The sequence below is a fragment of the Rhizobium sp. NZLR1 genome (assembly GCF_017357385.1).
Classification (GTDB): domain Bacteria; phylum Pseudomonadota; class Alphaproteobacteria; order Rhizobiales; family Rhizobiaceae; genus Rhizobium.
Window position 1 is genome coordinate 580,611 of sequence record NZ_CP071633.1, and the last position, 25,604, is coordinate 606,214.

At 60.9% G+C, this 25,604-nt stretch carries 20 protein-coding genes and 1 pseudogene; 3 read left to right on the top strand and 18 right to left on the bottom strand.

All coding sequences use genetic code 11. The annotated features are described in order from the left end of the window. The first annotated feature begins 143 nt into the window (after positions 1–143). Positions 144–3,170: a glycoside hydrolase family 38 C-terminal domain-containing protein gene (locus J3O30_RS25190; RefSeq protein ID WP_207584508.1), complete on the top strand. Its 3,027-nt coding sequence runs from the start codon at positions 144–146 to the stop codon at positions 3,168–3,170. A gap of 199 nt (positions 3,171–3,369) precedes the next feature. Here J3O30_RS25190 and J3O30_RS25195 read toward each other — a convergent pair whose 3' ends face one another. Then, positions 3,370–4,008 carry a TetR/AcrR family transcriptional regulator gene (locus tag J3O30_RS25195; RefSeq protein ID WP_207584509.1) on the bottom strand — a complete coding sequence of 213 codons (639 nt, stop codon included), beginning with the start codon at positions 4,006–4,008 and terminating at the stop codon, positions 3,370–3,372. A 148-nt stretch (positions 4,009–4,156) separates the two neighbouring features. Between J3O30_RS25195 and J3O30_RS25200 the strand changes: the two genes are divergently transcribed. Beyond that, positions 4,157–6,619 carry a beta-glucosidase gene (locus J3O30_RS25200; protein ID WP_207584510.1) on the top strand — a complete coding sequence of 821 codons (2,463 nt, stop codon included), beginning with the start codon at positions 4,157–4,159 and terminating at the stop codon, positions 6,617–6,619. 98 nt (positions 6,620–6,717) lie between these two features. Here J3O30_RS25200 and J3O30_RS25205 read toward each other — a convergent pair whose 3' ends face one another. The 9 genes and pseudogenes from J3O30_RS25205 to J3O30_RS25245 form a co-directional block, all read right to left on the bottom strand. Beyond that, complete coding sequence (locus J3O30_RS25205; RefSeq protein WP_207584511.1) at positions 6,718–7,254, bottom strand: OmpA family protein; 537 nt, start codon at positions 7,252–7,254, stop codon at positions 6,718–6,720. A 14-nt stretch (positions 7,255–7,268) separates the two neighbouring features. After that, the gene (locus J3O30_RS25210; RefSeq protein ID WP_207585187.1) at positions 7,269–7,943 is read right to left on the bottom strand and encodes a L,D-transpeptidase; all 675 of its coding nucleotides are present in this window, start codon (positions 7,941–7,943) and stop codon (positions 7,269–7,271) included. A gap of 221 nt (positions 7,944–8,164) precedes the next feature. Next, positions 8,165–9,166, bottom strand: a complete 1,002-nt coding sequence (locus tag J3O30_RS25215) for an ABC transporter ATP-binding protein (protein ID WP_207584512.1) — start codon at positions 9,164–9,166, stop codon at positions 8,165–8,167. Beyond that, entirely contained in the window at positions 9,163–10,140 is a 978-nt protein-coding gene (locus tag J3O30_RS25220) for an ABC transporter ATP-binding protein (protein WP_207584513.1), read from the bottom strand. Before J3O30_RS25220 ends, J3O30_RS25215 begins: the two co-directional genes overlap by 4 nt. Continuing rightward, positions 10,137–11,051 (bottom strand): ABC transporter permease, encoded by a 915-nt coding sequence (locus J3O30_RS25225; RefSeq protein WP_207584514.1) that lies wholly within the window; start codon positions 11,049–11,051, stop codon positions 10,137–10,139. Before J3O30_RS25225 ends, J3O30_RS25220 begins: the two co-directional genes overlap by 4 nt. Before the next feature lie 4 nt (positions 11,052–11,055). Further along, on the bottom strand, positions 11,056–12,030 hold the full coding sequence (locus J3O30_RS25230) for an ABC transporter permease (RefSeq protein WP_065282810.1): 975 nt from the start codon (positions 12,028–12,030) through the stop codon (positions 11,056–11,058). Positions 12,031–12,154: 124 nt separating this feature from the next. Further along, a complete protein-coding gene (gene ggt / locus J3O30_RS25235) occupies positions 12,155–13,765 on the bottom strand; it encodes a gamma-glutamyltransferase (RefSeq protein ID WP_207584515.1) in 1,611 nt (536 codons plus the stop codon). After that, the gene (locus J3O30_RS25240) at positions 13,762–14,616 is read right to left on the bottom strand and encodes an alpha/beta hydrolase (RefSeq protein ID WP_207584516.1); all 855 of its coding nucleotides are present in this window, start codon (positions 14,614–14,616) and stop codon (positions 13,762–13,764) included. The genes ggt and J3O30_RS25240 overlap by 4 nt, the downstream gene beginning before the upstream one ends. Before the next feature lie 148 nt (positions 14,617–14,764). Continuing rightward, positions 14,765–16,338 (bottom strand): annotated as a pseudogene (locus J3O30_RS25245) (ABC transporter substrate-binding protein). Positions 16,339–16,531: 193 nt separating this feature from the next. Between J3O30_RS25245 and J3O30_RS25250 the strand changes: the two are divergent. Further along, positions 16,532–17,296 carry an IclR family transcriptional regulator gene (locus tag J3O30_RS25250; RefSeq protein WP_207584517.1) on the top strand — a complete coding sequence of 255 codons (765 nt, stop codon included), beginning with the start codon at positions 16,532–16,534 and terminating at the stop codon, positions 17,294–17,296. A 47-nt stretch (positions 17,297–17,343) separates the two neighbouring features. On the opposite strand, the gene J3O30_RS25255 is transcribed toward J3O30_RS25250, so the two are convergent. The 8 genes from J3O30_RS25255 to J3O30_RS25290 all read right to left on the bottom strand — a co-directional run bounded on the left by J3O30_RS25255 (position 17,344) and on the right by J3O30_RS25290 (position 25,450). Next, on the bottom strand, positions 17,344–18,279 hold the full coding sequence (locus J3O30_RS25255; protein ID WP_207584518.1) for a dihydrodipicolinate synthase family protein: 936 nt from the start codon (positions 18,277–18,279) through the stop codon (positions 17,344–17,346). A 24-nt stretch (positions 18,280–18,303) separates the two neighbouring features. Next, the gene (locus J3O30_RS25260) at positions 18,304–19,257 is read right to left on the bottom strand and encodes an ABC transporter ATP-binding protein (RefSeq protein ID WP_207584519.1); all 954 of its coding nucleotides are present in this window, start codon (positions 19,255–19,257) and stop codon (positions 18,304–18,306) included. Further along, entirely contained in the window at positions 19,258–20,274 is a 1,017-nt protein-coding gene (locus tag J3O30_RS25265; protein ID WP_207584520.1) for an ABC transporter ATP-binding protein, read from the bottom strand. A gap of 8 nt (positions 20,275–20,282) precedes the next feature. Continuing rightward, a complete protein-coding gene (locus J3O30_RS25270; RefSeq protein ID WP_207584521.1) occupies positions 20,283–21,200 on the bottom strand; it encodes a dihydrodipicolinate synthase family protein in 918 nt (305 codons plus the stop codon). Between the two features lie 18 nt (positions 21,201–21,218). After that, positions 21,219–22,097 carry an ABC transporter permease gene (locus J3O30_RS25275; protein ID WP_207584522.1) on the bottom strand — a complete coding sequence of 293 codons (879 nt, stop codon included), beginning with the start codon at positions 22,095–22,097 and terminating at the stop codon, positions 21,219–21,221. Between the two features lie 2 nt (positions 22,098–22,099). Further along, complete coding sequence (locus J3O30_RS25280) at positions 22,100–23,059, bottom strand: ABC transporter permease (protein ID WP_207584523.1); 960 nt, start codon at positions 23,057–23,059, stop codon at positions 22,100–22,102. 65 nt (positions 23,060–23,124) lie between these two features. Beyond that, on the bottom strand, positions 23,125–24,723 hold the full coding sequence (locus J3O30_RS25285) for an ABC transporter substrate-binding protein (protein WP_207584524.1): 1,599 nt from the start codon (positions 24,721–24,723) through the stop codon (positions 23,125–23,127). Then, a complete protein-coding gene (locus J3O30_RS25290) occupies positions 24,707–25,450 on the bottom strand; it encodes a FadR/GntR family transcriptional regulator (RefSeq protein WP_207584525.1) in 744 nt (247 codons plus the stop codon). The genes J3O30_RS25285 and J3O30_RS25290 overlap by 17 nt, the downstream gene beginning before the upstream one ends. Between the last annotated feature and the right edge of the window lie 154 nt (positions 25,451–25,604).

Consider the following 25,604-nt stretch of genomic DNA (forward strand, 5'->3'; position numbering starts at 1 on the left):
CGGGAAATCAAAGTTACTTAATCTAACGGGCTCGGAACTCTTGGAGGAGCGGGACCGAGCTTTCGCGGTCTCTGTCGCACCATCTTCATCGCCCTAAGCCATGATTCCGGATCGTTCGCCGTCGATTTTCAACAGGATAAGCCATGTCTCTGACTATCACCCAACGCCTCAATGGCCTCAAAGTCCGCATTGCCGAGCTGGCGCATTGGCGGGATCGACAAAGTGCGGCGATCGAGGGTTGGACATTTGAGGGCGAGTCGATCGGCCATCAGCAGGATTGGCCGCATCGTCGGGGCGTCGTACATTTTGCCGCGAGCGCTGAAGCCCCGGCGGGCTGGCCTCTCCAAGATATCCGCCTGCAGCTCGATCTCGGCGGCGAGAGCCTGATCACGCTGAGCTATCCCGATGGCCAGAGCGAGACATTCGGCCTCGATCCCTACCATCAGGAATTTCCGGTCAAGGGGCGCCGCTTCCAGATTGCGACGGAAAGCGTCGCCCGCTTTCCGTTCGGGGAGCCGAACCGGGCGCCGAGGCTGAACAAGGCCCGGTTCATCTGGCTCGACGGTCCGGCGCATCGTCTGCATCTTCTGTTGAAGCAGGTTACCGAAGCGATCGACGTGTTGGGCGAGCATGACGTCGTGCCGCATCTGATGGAGGCGGCCGAGCATGCGCTTCGCAACCTCGACTGGCCCTCGGATACGGCGGCTTATGTCTCCCGCACGTCGGACGCCGTGATGCAGCAGAAGATCTGGGAACTGCCGGAGCTTGAGGCAAATCCCGCAGGACTGACCGACGAGCAGAGCGCTTCGGCGGCCTCTGCCTTCGAGGCTTTGACGGCAAGATTGAAGGCGCTGCAGAAGCGGTTTCCCCCGAATGGCGAATTGCTGCTGACCGGCCATGCGCATATCGATCTCGCCTGGCTTTGGCCCTATCGCGAGACGCGGCGCAAAATGCGGCGCACCTTCAATACGGCGCTGTCGCTGATGGAGCGTTCCGACGATTTCCGTTTCAACCAATCGACCGCCCATTATTACGCGCAGATGGAAGAGGAAGACCCGGAGCTTCTGAAACGCATCAAGCAGAAGGTCGCGGAAGGAAAGTGGGAAACCGTCGGCGGCATGTGGGTGGAGCCCGACACCAACATGCCGACCGGCGAAAGCCTCGTCCGCCAGGTTCTCTACGGCCAGCGCTATTTCGAAAAGACCTTCGGCACGCGCCACACGGTCTGCTGGCTGCCGGATTGTTTCGGTTTCTCCGGCGCTCTGCCGCAGATACTGAGGCAAGGCGGCATCGACAGCTTCTTCACTATCAAGGTCAATTGGAGCGAGACCAATCATATTCCCTCCGATCTCTTCTGGTGGAAGGGCCTCGACGGCAGCCGGGTGCTGACCCACACCTTCGACAATCCGATGCAAGGTTATAACGGCTTCGTGCAGGCCGATTGCTACGTACCGACATGGAAGAATTTCCGCGGCAAGACGCAGCATGAGACCTCGCTTCTGGCTGTAGGTTACGGCGACGGCGGCGGCGGCGTGACGCCTGAAATGGTCGAGCGCGAAGTGCAGTTGCGTGATTTCCCGGCCATCCCGCAGGCGCGCTGGGGCACGGTCAAAAGCTTCTATGAGCAGGCGCACCGCACCGCGGGGGAAAAGAGCCTTCCTGTGTGGGACGGCGAAATATATCTCGAATTGCACCGCGCCACGCTGACGAGCCAAAGCGGCGTCAAGCGCAAGCATCGCCAGGCGGAGCGGGCGCTGATCACCGCTGAAACTCTGGCGTCGCTGGCGCATTTGCTGGGCGCCGACAGGCCCAAAAGCTTCGAAGCGGATTGGCGCGTGGTGCTGAAGAACGAGTTCCACGACATTCTGCCGGGCTCGAGCATCCATGAAGTCTATCAGGATGCGGAGCAGGAGCTCGATGGCGTCATCGACAATGCGAGGAACGAGCAGGCAAATGCATTGCAAGTGCTGTCGGCCAATCTGCCGAAGGGCGGGATTGCTGATGCGCTCGTCGTTGTCAATCCGTCGCTTGCGCCGCGGGCGCTCAGCGCCACGTTTGCCGACGGCACTGTCGTCTCTGCCGAGGATATCGTCGCCCCCTTATCCGTCGCGGTCTTCGACAAGCGCGCACTCCGGCCGGCGGGTGGGCTGAAGGCCGGTCCCGACCGCCTCGAAAACGACCATCTCGCCGTCATCATCGGCAAGGATGGCGCGGTTGCGAGCCTCATCCACAAGGCGACGGGCCGTCAAGCGGTCGACGGCTCGGCCAACCAGCTCTGGGTCTATCCGGCCGACAAGCCGCGCAATTGGGACGCCTGGGATATCGATGCGGATTATGCCGAAAAGGCCGTCCGCCTTGAGGCGCCGGAGAGCATCGCCCTCGTCGAAAGCGGCCCGCACCGCGCGGCGATCCGCGTCATCCACCGATACCGCAATTCAAGCGTCACCCAGACCTATGTGCTGACAGCCAACGCCAAACGGCTTGATATCGAAACGACGATCGACTGGCATGACCGCCGCACCCTGCTACGAACATTGAACCCGGTCGACGTCCGGGCTCGCAAGGCCACGTTCGAATGCGCCTTCGGCTTCGTCGAGCGGGCAACGCACACGAACACCTCCTGGGAGCAGGCAATGTTCGAGGCCGTCGCCCATCGTTTCGTCGATATCAGCGAACCCGGCTTCGGCGTCGCAGTGCTCAACAATGCCAAATACGGCCACAGCGCCCGTGGCAACGTGATCGGCATGAGCCTGGTGCGCGGGCCGATCTATCCTGATCCGCTGGCAGACGAAGGCGAACAGAGCTTTACCTATGCGCTGATGCCGCATGAAGGCGCTTGGCATGAAGGCGGCGTCCTCGACGAGGCGATCGATCTCAACCAGCCGCTCGTCGCGACCGAAGCCAAGGATCTCTCCGCCGGCAATTTCGCGCCACTCACCATCGCCGGCACCCCTGTCGCCTTCTCGGGCCTGAAGCCGGCCGAGGAGGGCGATGGCCTGATCCTGCGCCTCTACGAACCCGCCGGCCGGCGCGGCCGCCTCTCCCTTGCCCTGCCTTCCGGATGGTCGGCCTCGCAGCCGCTGAACATTCTCGAAGAGCCGATGGAGCGGAAAGGACCCGCCGACATCATGCCGTTCGAAATCAGGACCTGGAGACTGCAAAGGGCCTGACGTTGCTTTCTTGGGAGAGCCCGCACCGCCGCTCCGATGCGGCGGTGAGGACGAGGCCGGGCGACAGCGCGGCACATTGGCGGCACGTATAGATATTCAGGGTGCGAGATATACGGGTTTGCTGGTCGGGCAGAGGTATCGCGAAGCCGTAAGCGGCATCGTGAACTGGTTGGCCCGGCTTGATGGAAGATAAATCCAATCAGTCTTCCAAACCGAGGCTTGCCAACAGCCGGCCGACATAGGCTTCCAGGCCGCCGACCATGTCGAAGCGGGTGGGATCGCGCAGCCAGAGCATCTGAAGGCCGTCCATCACGGCGATCAGTTCGGCGGCCATCGCCTCGCCATCGATCTTGGCGTCGATCGTGCCATCTGAGATGGCTCGTTCGAAGGTCGAGGCGACATCGTTCTGCATCTGGGTGGCGCGAGCGAGAAACCATGGCTTGGCGGGGTGATCCTTCATCAGGCTCTCAGCATTCAGGATGGCGAAGGCCCTGACCACCTCGACCATTTCGGCGTTGCGGCGGAAGACTGCAATCATGCCCTTGAGCAGGCCGCTGAGATCGGAGCGGTAGTGCCCGATGAAATCCGCGCTTTCGAGATCGCGCCTGGCGAGGATGGCGAGCAGGAGATCGACCTTGGTCGGGAAGTGGTGCAGAAGACCGGGCAGCGACAGGCCGACATCCCGGGCGATGTCGGCGATGGCGGCATTCTGGTAGCCGTCTTCGGCAAAGCGCCGCATCGCCGCCGTCAGGATTTCCGCGCGGCGGGCTTCGCCCTTGGTGGATCGACGCTGCCGCTTTTCGTCCTGTCCGGTCTTCTGTTCTGATAATTCCGCCATCGTCTCTTGCCTGCCTCTTGGAGCGGCGATCGGCGCGCGCCTCAACTGATTTCTCCGGTGCTCTTCATCCATACATCAGGCTTGCCCGATTGACATCTTAAAAATACCGAGTAATCGGTAGGTTTAAGGATTTTCTTGGGAGGTTTGCATGATCGATTCCATTCTCGACCAGATGACGCTCGAGGAGCAGGTCTCCCTGCTATCCGGCGCCGATTTCTGGACGACCGTTCCTGTCGAGCGTCTCGGCGTACCGAAGATCAAGGTGACAGACGGGCCGAATGGCGCCCGCGGCGCCGGCTCACTGGTCGCCGGCGTCAAGGCGACCTGTTTTCCCGTCGGCGTCGCCCTCGGCGCCACCTGGAATCCTGATCTCGTCCGGCAGATGGGTGTGGCGCTGGCGCGTCAGGCAAAGAGCAAGGGTGCGGCGGTACTGCTGGCGCCCACGGTGAATATCCATCGCTCCGGCCTCAACGGACGCAATTTCGAATGTTATTCCGAAGATCCGATGCTGACCGCCGAACTCGCCGTCGCCTATATCGACGGCGTCCAGGGCGAGGGGATCGCGGCGACGATCAAGCACTTCGCCGGCAATGAATCCGAGATCGAGCGGCAGACCATGTCCTCCGATATCGACGAGCGGACGTTGCGCGAAATCTATCTGCCGCCCTTCGAACAGGCCGTCCGCCGCGCCGGCGTGATGGCCGTCATGTCTTCCTATAACCGCCTCAACGGCACCTATACGAGCGAGCATCACTGGCTGCTGACCAAGGTGCTGCGTGAGGAATGGGGATTTGACGGGATCGTCATGTCCGACTGGTTCGGATCGCATTCGACTGAAGAGACGATCAACGCCGGTCTCGATCTTGAAATGCCGGGTCCGGCGCGCGATCGCGGCGAGAAGCTGGTTGCCGCCGTGCGCGAGGGCAAGGTTGAGGCCGCCACTGTGCGGGCGGCGGCGCGGCGCATGTTGCGTCTGCTCGAGCGGGTCGGCGCCTTCGAGAAGAAGCCCGATCTCACCGAGCAGGCGATCGATCTGCCTGAAGACCGGGCACTGATCCGGCGCCTCGGCGCGGAAGGCGCGGTCCTCCTCAAGAACGACGGCATCCTGCCGCTTGCCAAGACCTCGCTCGACCGGATTGCCGTTATTGGCCCCAATGCCGCAAGCGCGCGTGTCATGGGCGGCGGCAGTGCGCAGATGGCGGCGCATTATACGGTTAGCCCGCTCGAAGGCATTCGGGCCGCGCTTTCCAATGCCAACAGCATCAGCCATGCGGTCGGCTGCCGCCACAACCGTCTGATCGACGTGTTCAAGGGAAAGATCACCGTCGAATATTTCAAGGGGCGTGGCTGTCAGGGCAATCCGCTGCATGTCGAGACCGTCGACAAGGGCGAGTTCTTCTGGTTCGAGCTGCCGTCGGGCGAACTCGACCCCGCAGATTTCTCGGCCCGGATGAAGATGCAATTCGTGCCCGAGGAGAGCGGTGATCATGTCTTCGGCATGACCAATGCCGGCCTGGCGCGGCTCTTCGTCGATGCTGTGCTGACGGTCGACGGCCATGATGGCTGGACGCGCGGCGAGAACTATTTCGGCACAGCCAATGACGAGCAGCGCGGCACCCTGACGCTCGAAGCCGGCCGGGACTATGCGGTTACCGTCGAGTATGAGCCGTCTACCGCGAGCGGGGAGGGCATCAACCTCATCGCCGTCCGTTTCGGTCTGGAAAAGCCGCTCGGCGAGGCCGATATCGGGGCAGCCGTCGAGACGGCCCGCAATGCCGATGTTGCGCTTCTCTTCGTCGGCCGCGATGGCGAATGGGATACCGAGGGTCTGGACCTGCCCGACATGCGGCTTCCCGGCCGGCAGGAGGAACTGATCGAGCGGGTTGCGGCTGTCAACGCCAACACCGTGGTCGTGTTGCAGACCGGCGGCCCGGTGGAAATGCCCTGGCTCGGCAAGGTTCGCGCCGTGCTGCAGATCTGGTATCCGGGGCAGGAACTGGGCAATGCCGTCGCCGATATCCTGTTCGGCGATGCCGAGCCCGGCGGGCGCCTGCCGCAGACCTTCCCGAAGGCGCTGGCCGACAATTCCGCCATCACTGGCGATCCCATCGTCTATCCCGGCAAGGATGGGCATGTACGCTATGCCGAAGGCGTCTTCGTCGGCTACCGTCATCACGACATACGCGCCGTCGAGCCGCTCTTCCCCTTCGGCTTCGGCCTTGGCTATACGCGCTTTGACTGGGGTGCGCCGCGGCTTTCGGCCAGCGAAATGGGCGCCGAAGGCGTGACTGTCAGTGTCGATCTGACCAATATCGGCGACCGGGCGGGATCGGAACTGGTGCAGCTTTATGTGCGTTCACCGAAGACCAAAGTGGAGCGGCCGGACAAGGAACTGCGCGCCTTCGCAAAGTTATCGCTGCAGCCCGGTGAGACCGGCACGGTCACAATGAAGATCCTGCCGCGCGATCTCGCTTATTTCGACGTCGGGGCCGGTGCCTTTCGGGCCGAACCGGGCGACTATCAGCTGGTCGTGGCGGCGAATGCCGCGGATATCAGGTTCGTCATCGATCTGCCGTTACCATTCGATTATGTGCTGCCACCTTCACATTAACGGTAGGCTGGCGAGGCCCTTGTTGTACTTCAACCGGGCCTTGCCGATACCTTGAACCGTAAGTCTTCTCAGAGACGATTGGTTGGTTCGATCTGCGATCAGACCGCGTCGGGCTGGGTGCGGAGATTGGTGACGACGCGCCTGTTTTGCACCTTGCAGGAGCGATCCGTACAGTCGCGAACTTCGCGATCGTTGCCGTAGCCCCTGGCCCACATGCGCTTGGCGTCCACCCCCTTCGAGGTGAGATAGGCCATTGCCGCATCGGCGCGCTTCTGCGACAGCGTCTCCATCTTCGAAGCGGAACCGGAATCGTCGGCAAATCCCTGCAGCTTGAGCAGCCAGGTCGGGTTCCTATTGAGCCAATTGGCCTGATTATCCAGGGTTGCCATGGCGACGGAATCGAGCGCGGCGGAGTCCTGCTTGAAGTAGATCCGCCGGCCGACATTGAGGATAAAATCCTCTTCGCTGCCCGCCGCCACTTTTTCGAAACCGGGCGCGGGATCGTTGGTCTGGCCGGTCATCGGCGCTGCGGTGGGTTCTTCCAGGGAGGCGATTTCTGTGGTGGAGCAGGCCACAAGCCCCAGGAGCATGGCCGCAGCAAGAAGGCGTCTCGTGTATCCGGTCGTGATAGACATCAGGGTGATATTCCTTATTCGACCGGAGTTGTTTGGCTGACCTGAGTGGTGCTTTCAGCCTGGTCGGCGATATGCGGGAGAACCTGTACGGCCGTGCCGATGGGGCAGCGCTGGTAAAGATCGATGGCGTCCTCGTTGAACATGCGGATACAGCCGCTGGAGGCATCCTTGCCGATGCTCCAGGGCTCAAGCGTGCCATGGAAGCGATAGCCGGTGTCGACGCCGTCGCGATGCAGGTACATGGCGCGCGGGCCAAGCGGGTTCTTCGGGGAGCCTCCCGCCACGAATTCCGGCAGTTCTGGATGGCGCTTGCGCATCTCCGGCGGCGGCGTCCAGCGCGGCCAAAGCGATTTGGCATCGATCGTGGCGCGGCCGAACCATTTGAAGCCCTCGCGACCGACGCCGACGCCGTAGCGGATGGCGGTCTTGTTCTCCATAATCACGTAAAGAAAATGGTGCCTTGTATCGACGACGACGGTGCCGATCGGCTCGCTGCTGAAGTATTTGACGACCTGGCGGTGCCACTGTTTGTCGATCTTGGCGAAGTTGGTCCCTCGGAACGTCACGCCATTATCGACGATCGTGCCACCAAAATAGGAAGACGCCGCGGCGAGCGCCGGTTTCCCGACTGCACCGGCGCCAAGTAACGCCAAACCACCAAGCAAAATATCTCTGCGGGTCCCCACCATCGACAATATCCCCCTTAAAGCCACAGCAGTGAAAATCAGTAAAACAGATTTTTCATTTGCGACAACAGAAAATTCTTCCCTTCCCTCAGGGCCGGGGTCGAGTTGCCGGCCTTCTGGATAAATTTTGCTCAAATCGTTACTCATCCAAGATGACGCCACGCCTACAAACCCGCGAACCACTTGCACAAACAGATCGCTGTCAGCGGTCCTGTCGTTTGAGATCATTCATCATTGAGATGGCAAGCCGACAGATGCCCCGGTGCAATTTCCTTTTTCACCGGCACTTCCATATGACAGCGGTCCATCGCGAATGGGCATCTCGGATGGAAGTGACAGCCTTTCGGCGGGTTTATCGGGCTGGGGAGTTCGCCATCGACGGGCTTGAACTGTCGTTTGCCGGGTTCGATGCGCGGCACCTCGGCCAAGAGCGCTTTCGTGTAAGGATGATTGGGCCGCCTGAAAACTTCCTCGACGGGCGCCTCTTCGACGATGCGGCCGAGATACATGATCGCAACGCGGTCGGAAATATGTTCCACGACGCCGAGATCATGGCTGACGAACAAATAGGTCAGGTCGAGCTTGTCACGAAGTTCCATGAACAGGTTGATGACCTGGGCCTGGATGGAAACGTCGAGCGCCGCGACGCTTTCGTCACAGACGAGGAATTTCGGCTGCACGGCAAGCGCGCGCGCAATGTTGACGCGTTGCCGCTGGCCACCGGAAAACTGGTGCGGGTATCGCTTTTTCATGGCCGGGTTGAAACCGGCCAGCATCAAATATCTGTCGACATAGGCGTCGCGTTCCGTCGAGCGGGCAAGCCCATGTGTTCGAGGCGCCTCCCAGATAAGCTCCTCGACGGTCATTCGCGGATTGAGAGCCGCCATCGGGTTCTGGAAGATCATCTGGCTGGCGAGACCGAACTGATGCTGCTCGCCTTTCGACATGGCGCTTCGGTCCATCCCCTTCCAGAGAATGTGGCCCTGGCTCGGCGAGGTGATCCCTGCAATGGCGCGGCCAAGCGTCGACTTTCCGCAGCCGCTTTCGCCGACAAGGCCGACAACCTCTCCAGGCCGGATGCTGAGGCTGACATCATCAAGTGCGTGAACGACAGGCGCCGGTTTGGCCAGCTTGAGCTTGAGCGCGATCTTGGCGGCCAGGTCGGGCTTGGCTCCGAAGCGCTGCGACACGTTCCTCGCTTCGATCAGGGGCATGGCGGTCATCATGCTATCTCTTTCGTTACGGGGTGAATGCAGCGGAAGGAGCGATCACCTTCCGGCATGAGCGCCGGCATGACCAGACAGCCGTCGGTTGCCCGATCACAGCGCGTACGAAAACTGCATCCCTGTGGGAGGCGGTTGATCGCCGGCGTCATGCCGCGGATCTGGCGAAGCGGCTCTCCGCGTCTGTTTTGCGAAGGAACGGAAGCGATCAGGCCGGCAGTGTAGGGATGGTGGGGATCGGTCAGAACCTTGCCCACCGGTCCGGTCTCGACGAGGCGGCCGGCATACATGACAGCGATCTCATCGGCCAATCTTGAGACGATCGCCAGATCGTGGGTGATCCAGATCACCGCCGTATTTCCCCCTTCGGTGAGTTTCTGGAATTCGGAAATGATCTGGCTCTGGATCGTCACATCCAGCGCTGTTGTCGGTTCATCGGCAATGATAAGGTCCGGCTTGTGAAGAAGCGCGATGGCAATCGCCACGCGCTGGCGCATTCCGCCGGAAAACTGATGTGGGTAGGCGGCAAGCCTTTCTTCAGGGCTTGGTATTCCGACCAGCGCCAAAGCATCCCGCGCCCACTGCCTGGCGGCATCCTTTGAGACACGCTCATGTGCCTGGACGGCTTCCACCATCTGCGTCCCGACCGTCAGGACCGGATTGAGCGTCATCATCGGATCCTGGAATACCATGGCGATCCGCTTGCCGCGTAGCTGCCGCATCTCCTCGTCCGAATATTTCGCAATGTCGGCGCCGTCGAAGATGACCCTGCCGCCGGCAACCCGGCCGGGTTTATCGAGAAGCCGCATGATCGAGAAGCCGGTCACCGATTTTCCGGATCCGGATTCTCCCACAAGACCAAGGACCTTGCCGCGCTCCACCGTAAACGACACATCATTGACGGCGCAAAGGCTGGGGCGTCCCCTGCCGTCGCCGAATTCGGTGACGAGATTGCTCACTTGCAGCAACGGGGTCATGACATGTTCCTCGGGTTGAGGACATCGCGTAGCCGGTCGCCGACGAGATTGATCGCCGCAATCGTGACCAGAAGGGCAATGCCTGGGAAGAAACTGATCCAGTAGAGGCCTGTCAGAAGATACTGGTAGCCGGTCGAGATCAGCATGCCGAGCGAGGGTTCGGTCACGGATGCACCGAGACCGAGGATGGACAAGGTTGCTTCGAGGCTGATCGCCCTGGCGATCTGCATGGTGGCTATGACGATGACCGGCGCAAGACAGTTCGGCAGCAGGTGCCTGAAGAGGATGCGCCATCCGGGCAGGCGCAGCATCCGGGCCGCCTCGATATATTCCTTTTCGCGCTCGACCAGAGCGGTGCCGCGGACCGTGCGGGCATAAGTCGCCCACTCGGCGATAATCAGTGCGATCACGACGTTGGACACACCCTTGCCGAGGATGGCGAGCATCATGAGCGCCATCAAGATGGTGGGAAAAGACAGCTGCAGGTCGACGAGCCGCATCATTGCGGTTTCCGTGCGCCCTCCCATGTAAGCGGCGAACAGCCCGGCAGAGGTTCCGATAATGGCAGCAGCGAAAGCCGACAGAACGCCCACCAGTAACGAGGTGCGCAGGCCATAGAGGATGCCGGACAGGATATCGCGGCCCTGGCTGTCGGTACCGAGGTGATAGACGAGCCCGGTCATGGATTCGGACCCCGGCGGCAGTCGCCCGTCCATGATGTCGAGCTGCATCAAATCATAGGGATTTTGCGGGGAAATCCATGGCGCGAGCAACGCCAGGCAACAGATGATCACCAGCGTGAGGAATGCGATCGCGGCTGCCGGAGAGCTGAAGAAATCCGCGATCCCTTTCGACAGACGACCGGGTTCGGGCGTTGGAGCGCTTGTGTCTTGCGTGTTTGGTTCGGCCATGGGGTCAAGCCTTTCCTTCCAGCCGGACCCGAGGATCCAGAAGGGTATAACAGATATCGATGATGAAATTGAGGACAACGAAGAGCAGCACCATCATCATCAGGTAGGCGACGATGACGGGGCGATCGAGAAGGTTGATGGAGTCGATGATGAGCTTGCCCATGCCCGGCCACGCAAAGATGCTTTCGGTGACGACCGAAAAGGCGATCAGTGAGCCGAACTCGAGACCGATGATGGTCACCACCGGTATCATCAGGTTCTTGAGAACGTGCACCGAAATGATCCGCCGCTCTCGCAATCCCTTGGCGCGGGCAAACTTCACATAGTCCTGGGGAAGAACCTCCTGTACACCGGCGCGGGTCAGCCGAAGAATGAGCGACGTCTTGAACAGAGCCAGGTTGAAGGCCGGCAATAAGAGATGCCGGATGCCGTCTCCGGTCAGAAACGACCATTGTGCACCAAGCAGTTCCCGCGTTGGGCCGCGGCCATTCGTCGGCAACCAGCCGAGCTCGACGGAAAACACCATGATCAGCATGAGGCCGACCCAGAAGGTCGGAAGTGAGAAGCCCAGAATCGAGCCGCTCATGATCAGCTTGGAGGAAATCCGATTGGGGTAGAGCCCTGCATACAGCCCAAGCGGCAAGCCGAAAAGCAGCGCGATGCCGAGAGCCGTGATCGCCAGTTCGAGCGTCGCCGGGAGACGTTCGAGGATCAGACCCAGCGCCGGCCGCCCATAAACGAAGCTGTTGCCGAAGTCCCCATGCAGAAGTCCTTGGAGAAACAGCAGATACTGTTTCCACAGCGGCTGATCCAGACCGTAATGGGCGATAACCAGTGCCCGCTCCGCCTGATTGGCGTCCGGGTTGATGAGGATGTCGACCGGGTTGCCGATCACATTGACGCCGATGAAGACAATGATCGTCATCGCGACAATGACGAACAGCGCCTGTATCAACCGCCTGATAATGGATGTGACCATTGAACTCTCCCTCCAGCGCGCGTCTTCCGAGAGCCGCGAAGGACGCTGTAACACTTTGATCGACGTCGTTGTTTTCACGCATGTCGTTGTCGCAAAACCGCTGCGCACTTTTGCGCGACACGCTTTAGCCGACGGAGATCGCCATCCCGTCGCGCTGCGGATCGGCCGCGCCTTTCGAGATGCCGCCGTCAATCTTGATCGCGTGGACTGCGGCGAACGCGTATGTCTGCGGCGACCGCGCCACCTGGTAGCCCTGCGCCCGCAGCCCGTCTTCGACAGAGTGTCGAATCCGATTGCAGATGTCGATCGTGTTTGACACCCCTACAATCCTTGGCGCCGAGACGGCTTCGAGCACGGACATGTCGAAATCAATCATGTTCATCAGGGATTGCGCAACGGCCGGCGCGATATAGCTGCCGCCTGGCGCTCCCATGACGATGCTGGGCTCGTCGCCCTTGAAGACGATCGTCGGTGCAGCCGAGCTGGGACGCCGCTTGCCGGGTGCGATCGACCCGGGCTTGCCGGGAAGCGGATTAAAGCGGCTCATCGTGCCATTATACATGAAGCCGAGGCCGTCGGTGATCGCGCCCGAGGGGCTGCCGAGGGTGTGGGTCATCGCGACTGCATTGCCGTCCTTATCGATCACCGAGATGTGGGTAGTGTCGCGCTGTGAGCCATCAGGACGCGAAACACTGGCGATCTCGCCCGCCTTGATCGCGCCGGCATGCGCCTTTGCATGCTCTTTCGACAGCAGCTTTTCATAGGGCACGTCGACATAGGCGGGATCGCCCATATGCGCGTCCTTGTCGATCGTCATCCGCTTCATCGCTTCGAACAGGATGCGGACATGTTCGGTGCTGCCATGCTGCAGCGAGCCGACATCGAACTGCTCCATGATATGCAGGAGTTCGAGCATCGAGAAGCCCGAGCCTGGCGGAGGTGAGGTAGCAATGCGGTTGTCGCGGTAGTCGCCCCAAACCGGCTCTACCTTCGATAATTCGTAACGCGCCAGATCCTCCCGATCGATCAAGCCGCCATGTGTCTTGAAATCGTCGGCGATCTGTTCGGCCAGTTCGCCGTGATAGAAAATGTCCGAGTCGCCGCTTCGCGCGATGCGTTCGAGGGTCTCGGCCATGTCCTTGTTGACGAGCAGGTCGCCGACATTCTTGAGCGTGCCGTCGTCGTGGAAATAGGTTTTCCGGCCCGTTGCAGAAAAGCGCAGCTTGGCGAGCGTGTTGGCAAAGCCGTCGTTCGACTGGTCCTTGGCCCAATACCAGTGCATGTGGTTTCGGATCATGAAACCGTTACGGGCAAGGTGGATGGCCGGCTTGATGAGATCGGCCCAATCGAAGGTGCCGTAGTCGCGCAGCGCGGTCTCATAGCCCTTGAGCGAGCCGGGGGTGCAGACGGCAAGGTAGCCGATATCGGAAATATTGCCTTCAAGCACGTAGCCGAAGCCGTCGCGGCTCTGGTGCTTGATCTTGTCGAGCCACATGTCCGGTGCAGCCTTCAACGGCGCGCGCGCATAAAATTCGAGGATCTCGTGCACGCCCTTTTTCGGCATGTAGACATGCATCGAGCCGAAGCCGCCGATGCCGGCCATCTGCGGGTCGACCACCCCTTGGACGAAAGCACAGGCGAGTGCTGCGTCGATGGCATTGCCGCCGCGTTCGAGAACTTCCGCCCCGGCTTCGACTGCCTCCGGCTGAGGCGCTACGATCGTTGCATTTCTCATTTCGCGAGCCGCTCCTCCAGCACCTTTGCCAGGAAGGCCTTGACGTGACCGAGAACCTTCATCCGGTCGTGAGAGACGCCCGGAACACGATCGAATGTCACATCGACACCCGCTTTGCGGAATGAGTTCGCCAGGGCGGCAAGGCGCTCGGGCCGGGTGTTGCCGGCGTCGTTGGCGCCGTCCATATAATATTTGCCGCCCGGCTTGTGGGTGATTTCCCAGGTCTCCAGATCGGCATCGCCGACGATCATATGCACCGGCACCCTGGCGAGATCTTCGGGCCGGAAGGGCTTGCCGAAGCGCGCCTCCAGATCCCGAATGCCGACCCACCAGTCACGCGTCGGATCCAGAAGGGTGACGGAACCAGGTGCGCCGATGGATGCCGCCCAGAGTTTTTCCGGATGCAGGATGGTGAAACGGTGCACGAAATGCCCGCCGCCGGAGAAGCCGAACATGGCGAATTTGGACCAGTTCTGGCGGTATTTGTCGGCCATCTCCGCGACCATGGCGAGGACGACCTGGTCGTAACGGATGTCGCCTTCCTCAAGGAACTTGTAGCCGGAACGCGCACCATCGCCGAGAACGCCAACCGGGAAGATTGGGCAAAGGATGGCGCAGTCGTTGTAGAGCCCGAATTCGGCAAAACCGTCGCGGAAGTCGATGGCCGACGTGCGCCCGGTGCCGTGGACCGCGACCAGGAGGTCGAGCTCGCGGCCATCTGCCGCCGTCGGTGGCACATAAAGCACCATATGGAGGCGGGGATCGGCCTGAGAGGCGAAGATGGCCGTCTGGCCATAGTCATAGATGGCCTTCGCCCGGGCGACGGCTTCGCCCGTTCCAAGTTCCTGCATGAATGTCTCCTGGAAGATGAAGAAAGGGACGGCTCTGGTGCGGCCCCATGCTGCTGTTTTAAAACCGCGTCGCATCGAATGGATCGATGCGACGCACTTCAAATCTTAATTTGTCTCAAAACCGCTGCACGCTTTTGGACGACATGCATCAGTCCGCCGGCTTCACGTCGTAAGCGAGCGTATATTTGTCGCCGCGCGGAGTGTAGGACACGGTCTTCTTGGCACCCAGCACGACATTTTCGTAATGCATCGGTAGGAGCCAGAGGTTGTTGAAGGTCTCAATCGACAGCTCCTGGAGAAGGGGCGCGCGTGCAGCTTCATCGAGCGTCGAACTCGCCTTGGCCAGCACCTCGTCGATCTGCGGATCGGACACGCCGCCGCCATTATATCTGCCGGTCCCCTTTTTCTCGTCGCGCGTGGCGACCAGCGCAACAGTCGGATTGGTGGTTTCGCCGGTGTTGACACCCCAGGAGCCGAAATAGGTGCTGTAGGCGCCTTTCGAATAGGCTTCCGAATACATCGACCAGGGCAGGACCTCGACTTTCGATTTGATGCCGATGCGCGTGAACATCTGGCCGACCGCCTGCAGAACTTCGGCATCCTTGACGTAACGGCCAGAGGGACCATGCAGGGTCAGGCTGAAGCCATCCGGATAACCGGCCTCGGCCAGAAGCGCCTTGGCGGCGGCAGGATCATAGCCCACCTTCTCGACTTTTTCGGAATAGCCGGCATAGCCTTGGGCGACGAATTGGTCGGCCACCGTGCCGTTCTTCTGCATGACGCGGTCGACGATTGCCGGCCGGTTGATCGACATCAGCATTGCGCGACGCACCTGCTCATCCTTGAGCGGGTTCTTGTCGAGATCGGAGCCATCCGCAGCCTTCACGAAAGGTGAAACATCGCGGCTGACATCGAGGCCAAGATAAACGAAGCGGGAAGACAGGCCGTTGATGACTTGCAGATTATCGCTCGCTTCCACGCGTGCCATTCCATCGGCAGGAAGGGTTTCGACAATGTCGATCTCGTTGGAGAGAAGCGATGCCAGACGGGCGCCATCGTCGGGCAGGAAGCGGAGCGTGACGTTCGACCAGTGCGAGGGGCCAGCGAAATAGCTGTCATTGCGCTTCAAGGTCAGGTTGCTGCCTGGCGAATAGGAGACGAAGGAATATGCCCCGGTTCCGATTGCACACTTGCCGTTGTCGAAATCCTGGACTGGCGCCTCCTTGCAATCGGCGCTGATAATGCGAATTCGGCTGACGGAATTCAGCAGGATCGGATCCGGAACCTTCGTCTCGACGACGATGGTATAGAGATCCGTGGCCGTGACGTTCACAATATTGCGTGTGTAGGAAGCAAAGCTCTGGCTGGGCTTGTCGCGGGCACGCAGAAGCGAAGCGATGACGTCATCGGCGTTGAACTCGCTGCCGTCATGGAATTTCACGCCCTTTCGCAGCTTGAATTCCCAGTGGGTAGGGTCGACGACCTTCCATTCGGTGGCGAGTTCCGGCGCATTTGCCGACGTTCCGGTGAGGTTTATGAGGCTGTCCCAGATATGGCGCGAGGTCGCATTGTTGGGCGCCGAACTGTCTTCATGGGGTCGAGCGTCGTCGGCGTCGTCGACATCCCGATCGTCAGCGGGGTTTCCTGTGCGACGACCATTGCAGGAATAGCAATCGTGCCGAACAGCCCGATAGCTGCTCGCGTCAATGTTTTTACGGCCATTTCTTCAATCCCGGTTTAGCGTTTTTAGGCCGACCTTGCTTGGTCGGTACGAGCAGGTTCCCGTCCACTCTCGACACAAATTGGTAAGGGCCCCTCAAGGGGGTTGTCAAACGGAAAACAAGCGCGTTACGATAGGTGTAACTTCAAACTATGCCATGCCTTCAACCTCTGTCGCGGAAAAAATTCTGGTCCCATGGACAAAAGACAACCGTCAAAAAGCGATATCGTGCAGTCTGTTGATGTCTGCATCGACGTCTTGCTAAATGTCGCCAAAAACCCGGATATCAGATTGACTGAGGTGGCGCAGAACCTCGGGGAAACCAAGCCGAGAATTTTGCGCATGTTACGCACACTGGAACGGCGCGGCCTGGTGCGGAAGAGCGATACAGGCACTTACCGGCTGGGGACGACTGCGATCATTCTCGGGACTGCCGCCTCGACACAGGTTGATCTGGTGCGAATAGCCAATCCTGTTCTTGAAGAAGTTGGCCAGAAGGCGAACGAAACGACCCAGCTCAGGATCATCGACAATGGCGAATCCCTGTGCATTGCAAAGTTCGAACCGATGCGCGACTTGCGGGTACAGGCGGTGATCGGTCGAAGACGACCGCTCACCGCCGGCTCGTACAAGGTGCTTCTCGCCTATCTCCACCCCCAGGTGCAGTTGCAAATGATCCCCGAGACTTTGCCGCGGCTGACCAAGCGCACCATCACGGATCGCAGCAAGTTGGTTGCTGAATTGGATAAAATCCGCCGCCAGGGATTTTGTGTGAGTTACGGTGAAGTCAGCGAGCAACTCGTCTCCGTCTCAGTGCCGGTTCTGGCATTCGACGGATCCGTGATCGCCGCGGTGAATGTCGGCGCCCCCGCCTTTCGCACGCAAAAAAGCGACGTCGACCGCTTCATCGTTCTGCTGAAGGAGGCCTCCAGCAAGATATCGGCCCGGCTGGGATGGTAGAGCTTTTCGTTCTGCGCCATATCGGAAAGCCCCTTCTTTAAGCAAATTCAGGGGAAAAGATCGGGGAGTTCGGAGCGTGCGATGCGTCGCAACCTGACCGCTTCTGCCGAGTCTATCGATTGATAAGGAGAGCGTAAGCGGGTGCCCACCGGTCCCCAATTGCCGATGGCACACAAAAGCTTGTCGAGAGCGGCGTTCGAATAGCCGAAATCCTGGCGAAAGGGGACGATATGCGCGTCCATAAACATGCAGATGTGTCGTTCCAGTTCGAGTGCGGCGTCGAGATCGCTTCGCATCGAGAGTGTCCAGGTCTGAGCACCGCGGGGACTAAGGCAGGCCACATTGGAAAAGGAGCCTGCTGCGACGCCTTGCTTGATGCCGGTTGCGAGATGATGGCCGGGGACGAAGAGCGAAAGCCCGGACAGATGCCGGCGTGTTTCGGCATACCAGGAAGCGTCGCCGTCGGCGAGCTTGATGCCGGTCACCTCCGGCACTGCCGCGCAGACCATGCCCAACTCCTTTGGCGCCAGCACCCGTTTTGCATGCGGCGGATTGTAGAGGATGAGCGGAATTCCGTCGGCGACGAGGGCCGCCCGTTTCAAAAAGTCGACTGCTTCGGCATCGCTGATCGGCCACCAGTCCGGCAATATGACCTGAATGGCGCGGGGATCGAGCCCGGCGGCGCGGCGGACGCGATTGAGCATGATCCGCGGGTCGGGCTGGCAGGCGCCGATCACGAATGGCATGGAGGAAGCCTTGCAGCGTTCGGCCAGCATCGCCTGGATGCTGTCGAATTCCTCCTCCGTCTGATTGTGGAATTCCCCTGCCGTGCCGTTCGAATAGATACCATCGACACCGGCATCGATGAGGATATCGATCTCTTCGCCGAGCTTGTCGAATTCGATACTGTCATCGGCTGCGATCGGCAAAAGCAGGCTCGCCCAGTTTCCGCCGATGGCGGGATGTGGCGTCTTCGCGTTCATCTGTTTTCTCCGGTAGATGGCGGATCAGTCGAAGTCGTCGCGAATGCAGGCCTTGACGTGGCCGGGCGCGATTTCCCGCAATTGCGGGACGACGCCGGCGCAGGCATCGAGCGCGCTCGGACAGCGCGTGCGAAAAACGCATCCGCTCGGCGGATTGGCCGGGCTTGGAATATCGCCTTTCAGGATCTGTCTGTTCCGGCGGGCATCCGGATCGGGCGACGGAATCGCCGAGAGCAGCGCGCGCGTATAGGGATGCTGCGGCCTCGCATAGAGATCGGCGCTTGGCGCAATTTCCATGATACGGCCGAGATAGAGCACGATCACCCGGTCGCAGATATATTCGACGACGGCAAGATCATGCGAGATGAACAGCATGGTAAGGCCAAGCCGCTGCTGCAGTTCGCGCAGCAGATTGATCACCTGCGCCTGGATCGACACGTCGAGCGCCGAGACCGGCTCGTCGGCGACGATGAATTCGGGCGATAAGGTCAATGCCCGGGCGATGCCGATGCGCTGGCGCTGGCCACCGGAAAATTCATGCGCGTACCGATTGATCGCCTCAGTGGGCAGATCGACCTGGGCCAAGGCCGACAGCGCCCGTTCCAACCTGTCGTGAGAGGTGCCGATCCCCTGGATCTTCAGGCCCTCGGTCAGGATTTCGCCGATCGTCATGCGCGGCGACAGGCTGGCGAAGGGATCCTGGAAAATATACTGCATGCGCGGCCGTTGCCGTCTGAGCGCCGAGGCGGAAAGTGCTGTGAGTTCATTCCCGTCGAAGCGGACGCTGCCTGACGAAGGTTCGACGAGCCGAAGGACGGAGCGCCCGATCGTGGTCTTTCCGCTGCCGGATTCGCCGACGAGTCCGACGACTTCCCCCTTGCCGATATCGAAGGAGATGCCCTCAAGAATGTTCAGCCGCGTACCGCGGGAAGTATAATGTTTCGAGAGGTCGCGGACGGATAGCAGCGGTGCGCTCATCTAGATCTCCTGCCATCTGATGCAGCGGCTGCGGTGCTGCGGATTGACCTGTTCAAGCACGGGAACCGCGGCGCTACAGGCATCGATCGCGAATTTGCAGCGCGGCGAAAAGGCACAGCCGCTCGGCATGTTCATCAGGCTCGGGACCATGCCGGGAATGGCGGCGAGCTTGTCGCCGGCCTGCTTCATCCGCGCCGCGTCACCCAGGCGCGGCATGGAGGCGAGAAGGCCCATCGTATAGGGATGCTTCGGATTGCGGAAAACCTCGCCGACCGGTCCCTCTTCGACGATCCGGCCGGCATACATCACCGCGACGCGATGGGCGATTTCGGCGACCACGCCAAGATTGTGGGTGACGAAGAGCATGGCCATGCCGCGCTCGCGCTGCAGCCTGAGAAGCAGATCGAGAATCTGCGCCTGGATCGTCACGTCGAGCGCCGTGGTCGGCTCGTCGGCGATCAGCAGCGCCGGATCGCAGGCGAGCGCCATGGCGATCGTGGCACGCTGGCGCATGCCGCCCGACAATTCGTGCGGATATTGGCCGGCACGGCGCCGGGCGTCCGGTATACCGACGCTTTCAAGCAAGGCGACGGCTGCGTCCATCGCCGCCTTGCGGCCCGCCCCGCGATGGATGCGGATCGGTTCGGCGATCTGGTCGCCGATGGTGAAAACGGGATTGAGGCTCGACATCGGCTCCTGGAACACCATGCCGATGTCGTCGCCCCTGATCCCGCGCATGCTCCTTTCATCAAGGGAAACAAGGTCCCGGACCGCGCCGGACCGCGTGGTCAGGCGGATGCTGCCTGCGGCGATCACACCGATGTTGCGGGTGAGCAGCTGCATGACCGACAGGCTGGTGACCGACTTGCCGGAGCCGGATTCGCCGACGAGCGCCAGCGTCTCGCCGGCGGCAACCGTCAGGTCGATATCGTTGACCGCGGTGATCTCGCCGCCGCGCATGCGGAAGATCGTTCGCAATCCCCTGATATCGAGTACCGGTCCGGCGGTCTGTTCCATCGGCTTGCTCAGTTCAGCAGGCCGGTTGCACGCAGGATCTCGTCGATCCGTGCCGTTTCCGCATCGTTGAGCGAGGCACGCGGTCGCGGCATGACGGCGCTGTCGATGATGCCGAGGCTCTGCATGGCGGCCTTGAAGGCGCCGATACCCGATGCACCTCCACTGACACGGCCCTGCGCGACCCAGACGATTTCGAAGAGCCGGCAGAGGCGCTCCTGCTCCTTCTTTGCTGCGACCCAATCGCCGCGCTGCGCGGCATCCCAAAGGCGCACATAACCGTGCGGATCGACATTGGCGATACCGGGAACAACGCCGTCGGCCCCCATCAATAGCGCTGTGTCGACGACGATCTCGGAACCGGTCATCAGGAAGACGTCCTTGTGTTCGGCAAGGTCGAGGAGCGCATAGCGGAAGTTGCCGTCGTCGCCGCTGGAATCCTTGAGGCCGATAATGGCGCCTTCCCTGGCAAGCGTGACGACGGTCTGGCGCTGCAGCTTGACGTGAACGCAGACAGGAATGTCGTAGGCGATCAGCGGTACATCCACCGCGTCTCTCACATAACGGAAATGGTCGAGGATCTCGGACTGGCTGGTGACAGTGTAAAATGGTGCGGTTACCACCACTGCGTCGGCGCCGGCGGCCTTTGCGACCTTCGAATGAGCGATGACCCGATCCGTGGCCGGATCGATGACGCCGACGATCAGCGGCACGCGGCCATTCACCACCTTGGCGGAATGCTCAATGATTTCGCGGCGGGTCTTTTCGTCATGGAAGATCACTTCGCTCGTCGAGCCGAGCACGAATACGCCGTGGCAGCCGGCATCGATCAGATGTTCCAGCACGCGGGTATAGGAGGGGTAGTCGACGGTGAGATCCGGATTGAGCGGTGTTACGACGGGGGGGACGACACCCTTGAATTTGGTCATTTTCGCTTCTTTCGATTGTCAGTTCAGTTCGGCACGCGGGTCGAAGGCATCTCTGAGGCCATCGCCGATGAAATTGATTGCAAGCACGGCAAGGATCAGCGCGCCGCCGGGGAAGAGCCATTGCCACGGATATTGTTCGAGTACGGCCGTCGAGCGCGCCGCATTCAGCATGTTGCCCCAGCTGGCCGCCGGCGGCGCGATACCGAGGCCGAGGAAGGACAGGCCCGCCTCGAGCAGGATGGCATTGGCAATCTGCAGCGTTGCGTAGACCACGAGGATATCGATCGAGTTCGGCAGACCGTGGCGGAAGAGCAGATGCCCGATACCGGCGCCCATGCCGCGGGCGGCCATGACGAAGTCGCGCTCACGCAATTCCAGCAGCCGGGAGCGGATCATGCGGGCAAGCAGCGGCCAGGAGAGCAGCGAGATGACGAGCACGGTCGGCCAGATGCCGGTGCCGGCAATCGAGGCGAGCACAAGCAGGAAGATGACAGGCGGCAGGGTCATCACCAGATCGACAAAGCGCATCGAGACCGCGTCCGTCCAACGTCCCGCAAGCGCCGATATGGCTCCGAACAGAAAGCCGATGACCGCGGAAAGGGCGGTCGACGCGACGGCAACCAGCAGAGAAATCCTGCCGCCTTCGAGTACGCGCGCAAAGACATCGCGGCCGACGCCGTCGGTTCCGAACCAGTGGGTTGCCGTCGGGCCGCTGTTCATCGCCAGAAGATCGATATCGTTCGGCTGGAAAGCCCACCATAAAGGATAGGAGAGGATCAGCAGCAGCATCGGAATGGCAATGCAAACGCCGGCAACGGCCGCGCTGTTGAGCAGAAAACGGCTGGAGGCGCGGGCAAGTGGCCCCGGGCTGCGGCGTTGGGGGGAGCGTGCCAGCATGGTCAGCCCACCTTGATGCGCGGGTCGACAACCGCATAGGTGATGTCGGTCAGAAGATTGACGACGATAACGCAAGCGCCGATGACGAGCGTCGCTCCCATGATGACGGGGTAGTCGCGGGTCTGCACGGCATCGACGAGCAAAAGCCCCATGCCCGGCCAGTTGAAGACGCTCTCGATGAAGATGGCGCCGCCGATCGCAAGCCCGATGGTTGAGCCGATCAGGGTGACGATCGGAAGAAGCGCATTGCGCAACGCATGTTTAGCGATGACCCAGAACTCGAGAACGCCCTTGGCGCGGGCCGTGCGCACGTAATCCTGGTTCAGAACTTCGAGCAGCGAAGCGCGCATGTAACGCATGATCAATGCGGTTTGCGCGACGGACAGGAGGGCGGCCGGCAGGATCAGATGGTGAAGGAGATCACCGACCGAGAACTCCTCGCCGGGCGTCAGCATGCCACCCGACGGCATCCAGTGCAGGCGGACCGAGAAAATATAAAGGCCGATCAGTGCGCTGAGGAATGCCGGGCTCGAAATGCCGGCAAGCGCAACCACCGACAAGGAGAGATCGGCGAACGAATTGCGGCGGACGGCGCCGATCACCCCGCAGGCGATGCCGAGGACGATGGCGACGGCAAGTGCGGTGCCCATCAACAGCACCGTAGGTCCGATCCGCGACAGCACCAGGCTGAGTACTGGCTGGTCGAGGCGCTTGATCGAATAGCCAAGATTGCCGGTCAACGCCTGCTGCAGCCAACCCAGATACTGGACGGGCAAGGGCTGGTCGAGTCCGAGGTTTCTGCGCAGATCGGCAAGATCTGACGGCGACATCGGCAGGTTCGGATCGATATAGGCATCGATCGGATCGCCGGGTGTCAGGCGCAGCAGCAGGAAGATCAGCATGCTCAGGGCAACGAGCATGCCTACCCCTATGATCAGGCGTCTAAGACTGTATCGAAGCATCGTCAATCCGTATTGTCAGGCCGTCCTATCAGGGTGGCCGAAGCCACCCAGGCTTGCGGAAACGCCTATTCGGCGATCGACCATTTCTGCGGGGCGGCCTGGTAAGGGCCACCACCCGGCGCCGGCGTCCAGACAAAATCCTTCACCTTTGTCGAGACGATGCCGTAGCGGTTTGCCACCCAAAGCGTCGCCCAGGGCAGGTTCGTGTTCATCACCTTGCAGACGTCCTGATAGGCCGCATCCCGCTTGGCACTGTCGGGCTCGGCAAGGGCGCTGTCGAGTGCCTTGGTGAGGTCGGGCATGCGAACTCTGGCGACGTTCGGTCCGGCCGGAGGGATCTGCTTCTCGTTGATGCCGACATTGATGCTTCCGGCATCCGGCCCGTTCTGTAGCCCGGCGTAAACCATCTGGAACTGGGCAATATCCGGCGTCGCATTGAGCACCATGCTGTTATAGGTCGGCGCATCGACGGCGCGCGGAACGATGTTGATGCCGACCTGCGCAAGCATCGCCTGGACGGCGGCAAGCACGTTGGTGGCCAGCGGCGTGCTGTAATAGGTCAGAAGCGTGATCGGCTTGGCGCCGTTGATCTGGTCCCAGCCGGCGTCCTTCAGCAACTTCTTGGCCTTCTCGGGATCATAGGCATAGGTGTCGATGCCCTGGGGTATCAGCTGTTCGGCGACATAGGCGCAGTTGGCTGGCTTGGCCGCGCCGCCATAGAGGCTCTGAATGATGGCATCGCGATTGATCGCATACATCACCGCCTGGCGGACGCGAACATCCTTCCAGATCGGGGAATCGTGATTGAAGCCCAGATAGTTGACGACGAAAGAGTTGCCTTCGATGACCTTGAAGTCCTTGTTGTCCTTGAAGGTCGGCACGTCGTTGGAATCGACATAGGTGAACTGGATCTCGCCGGATCTCAGCGCCGCAATCGCTGCGGCGGGGCTGGCGAAATAGCGGTTGATGACGCGTTCCAGTGCCGGTTTGCCACCGCGATAATCGGTGTTTGCAGCAAGCTCGACATACTGATCCGAGACGTATTTGGTGAATTTGAACGGCCCGGTGCCGATCGGAGCGGTGGACCACCAAGTGTTCTTTGCCAGCTGGTCGGCCGGTATCGAAGCGAGCGCATGCTCGGGCAGCATCATCACCTTGGTCATCGTGTCGAGAAAACTGCTGCTGGGTGCGCTGAGTTTGATGACGACCGTGTGATCGTCCGGCGTCTCGACGGACGATATGCCCTTCAGCCGGGCAGCGAGCACCGAGCCGGTCTTCGCGTCCATCGCAAGGCCGATGGTGAATTTCGCATCCTTGGCGGTGAAGGGCTTGCCATCATGCCATTTGGCGTCCGCCAGCTTGAACGTGTAGGTCGTCTGATCCGGGCTGACCTCGTAGGAGCTTGCCAGTGCGCCGACGACCTTCTGCAACTTCTCGTCATAGGTGATCAGCGGTTCGTAGTAGATGCTGAGCCAGGTGAAACCGGCGGTCGCCGCAAGCGGGTTGAAGTTGCCCTGAAAGCCGCCCGGGCCGACATCGAAGCCGCCGGACAGCGTGGCTGCCTGAGCCTCGGCTGCAGTGCCTGAAACGACAAGAGCCGGAACGGCAGCCGTCGACAGCAGGGCGCCGAGGGCGATAACGGATAATCTAGACAGTCTTTTCATGTGTTCCTCCCACGTTTGAACTTGTCTTGTTGTTGGCAATCACCCGGGCAATACCCTCGTAATGACGATCCAGGCGTCGGCGTGCCTCCTCCAGATCCTTTGCCTCGATCGCATCGACGATCGCGGCATGATCGCGCCACGTCGCCATCGGATCGAGATTTTCAAGGTTGACGAAATCCGACGCCTTGTAGAAGGCGAGCCAGAAGACGTCGATCAGCCGTACGAGCGTTTCATTGTCCTGGCAGCGAAACAGCAGCCGGTGGAACAGCTGGTCGTCTGCCGCAAAGGTTTCGCCGCGCTCGGCATGGGCGCGCATTCGACCGACGGTGGCGCGCAGTTCGGCGATGTCCTCCTCGCCGATTACATCGATCGTTTTGCCGATCAATCCCACTTCCAGCGTACGCCTGATTTCAAGCACCTCCTCGATCTGCCGCAGGGCGCCGCCGAGGCCGTAAGCGAGGTTGTCGAGAAGCGGTTCGAAGGAAAATGCCTTCACGAAGATGCCGACGCCGCGCCGCGTGTCCAGCACGCCGAGCGATTCCAAGGCCTTGATGCCTTCTCTCAGCGAATTGCGGCTGACGCCGAGCTGGGTGGCAAGCTCTCCTTCCGCCGGAAGCAGGGTTCCGGGCGCAAGGCCGTTGTCATCGATATAGGCGCGCAGACTTTCCTGAACGGAGACATGCAGCAGCGGCGCGCGCGTCAGCGGCTTCATCGATTTCAATGTCATGCCGGTCACTTTCTCGCATCGCCAATAAGATGCTTGTTGCATATATACTTGTAGGATATCTGTCAAATGGTTAGGCTGATGGGCCCATCTAGCAACGTCGTTGCAGCCACATCGCCCGCGAAAAACAGCGTCCCGGCGAGAGCCCTCCCCACTT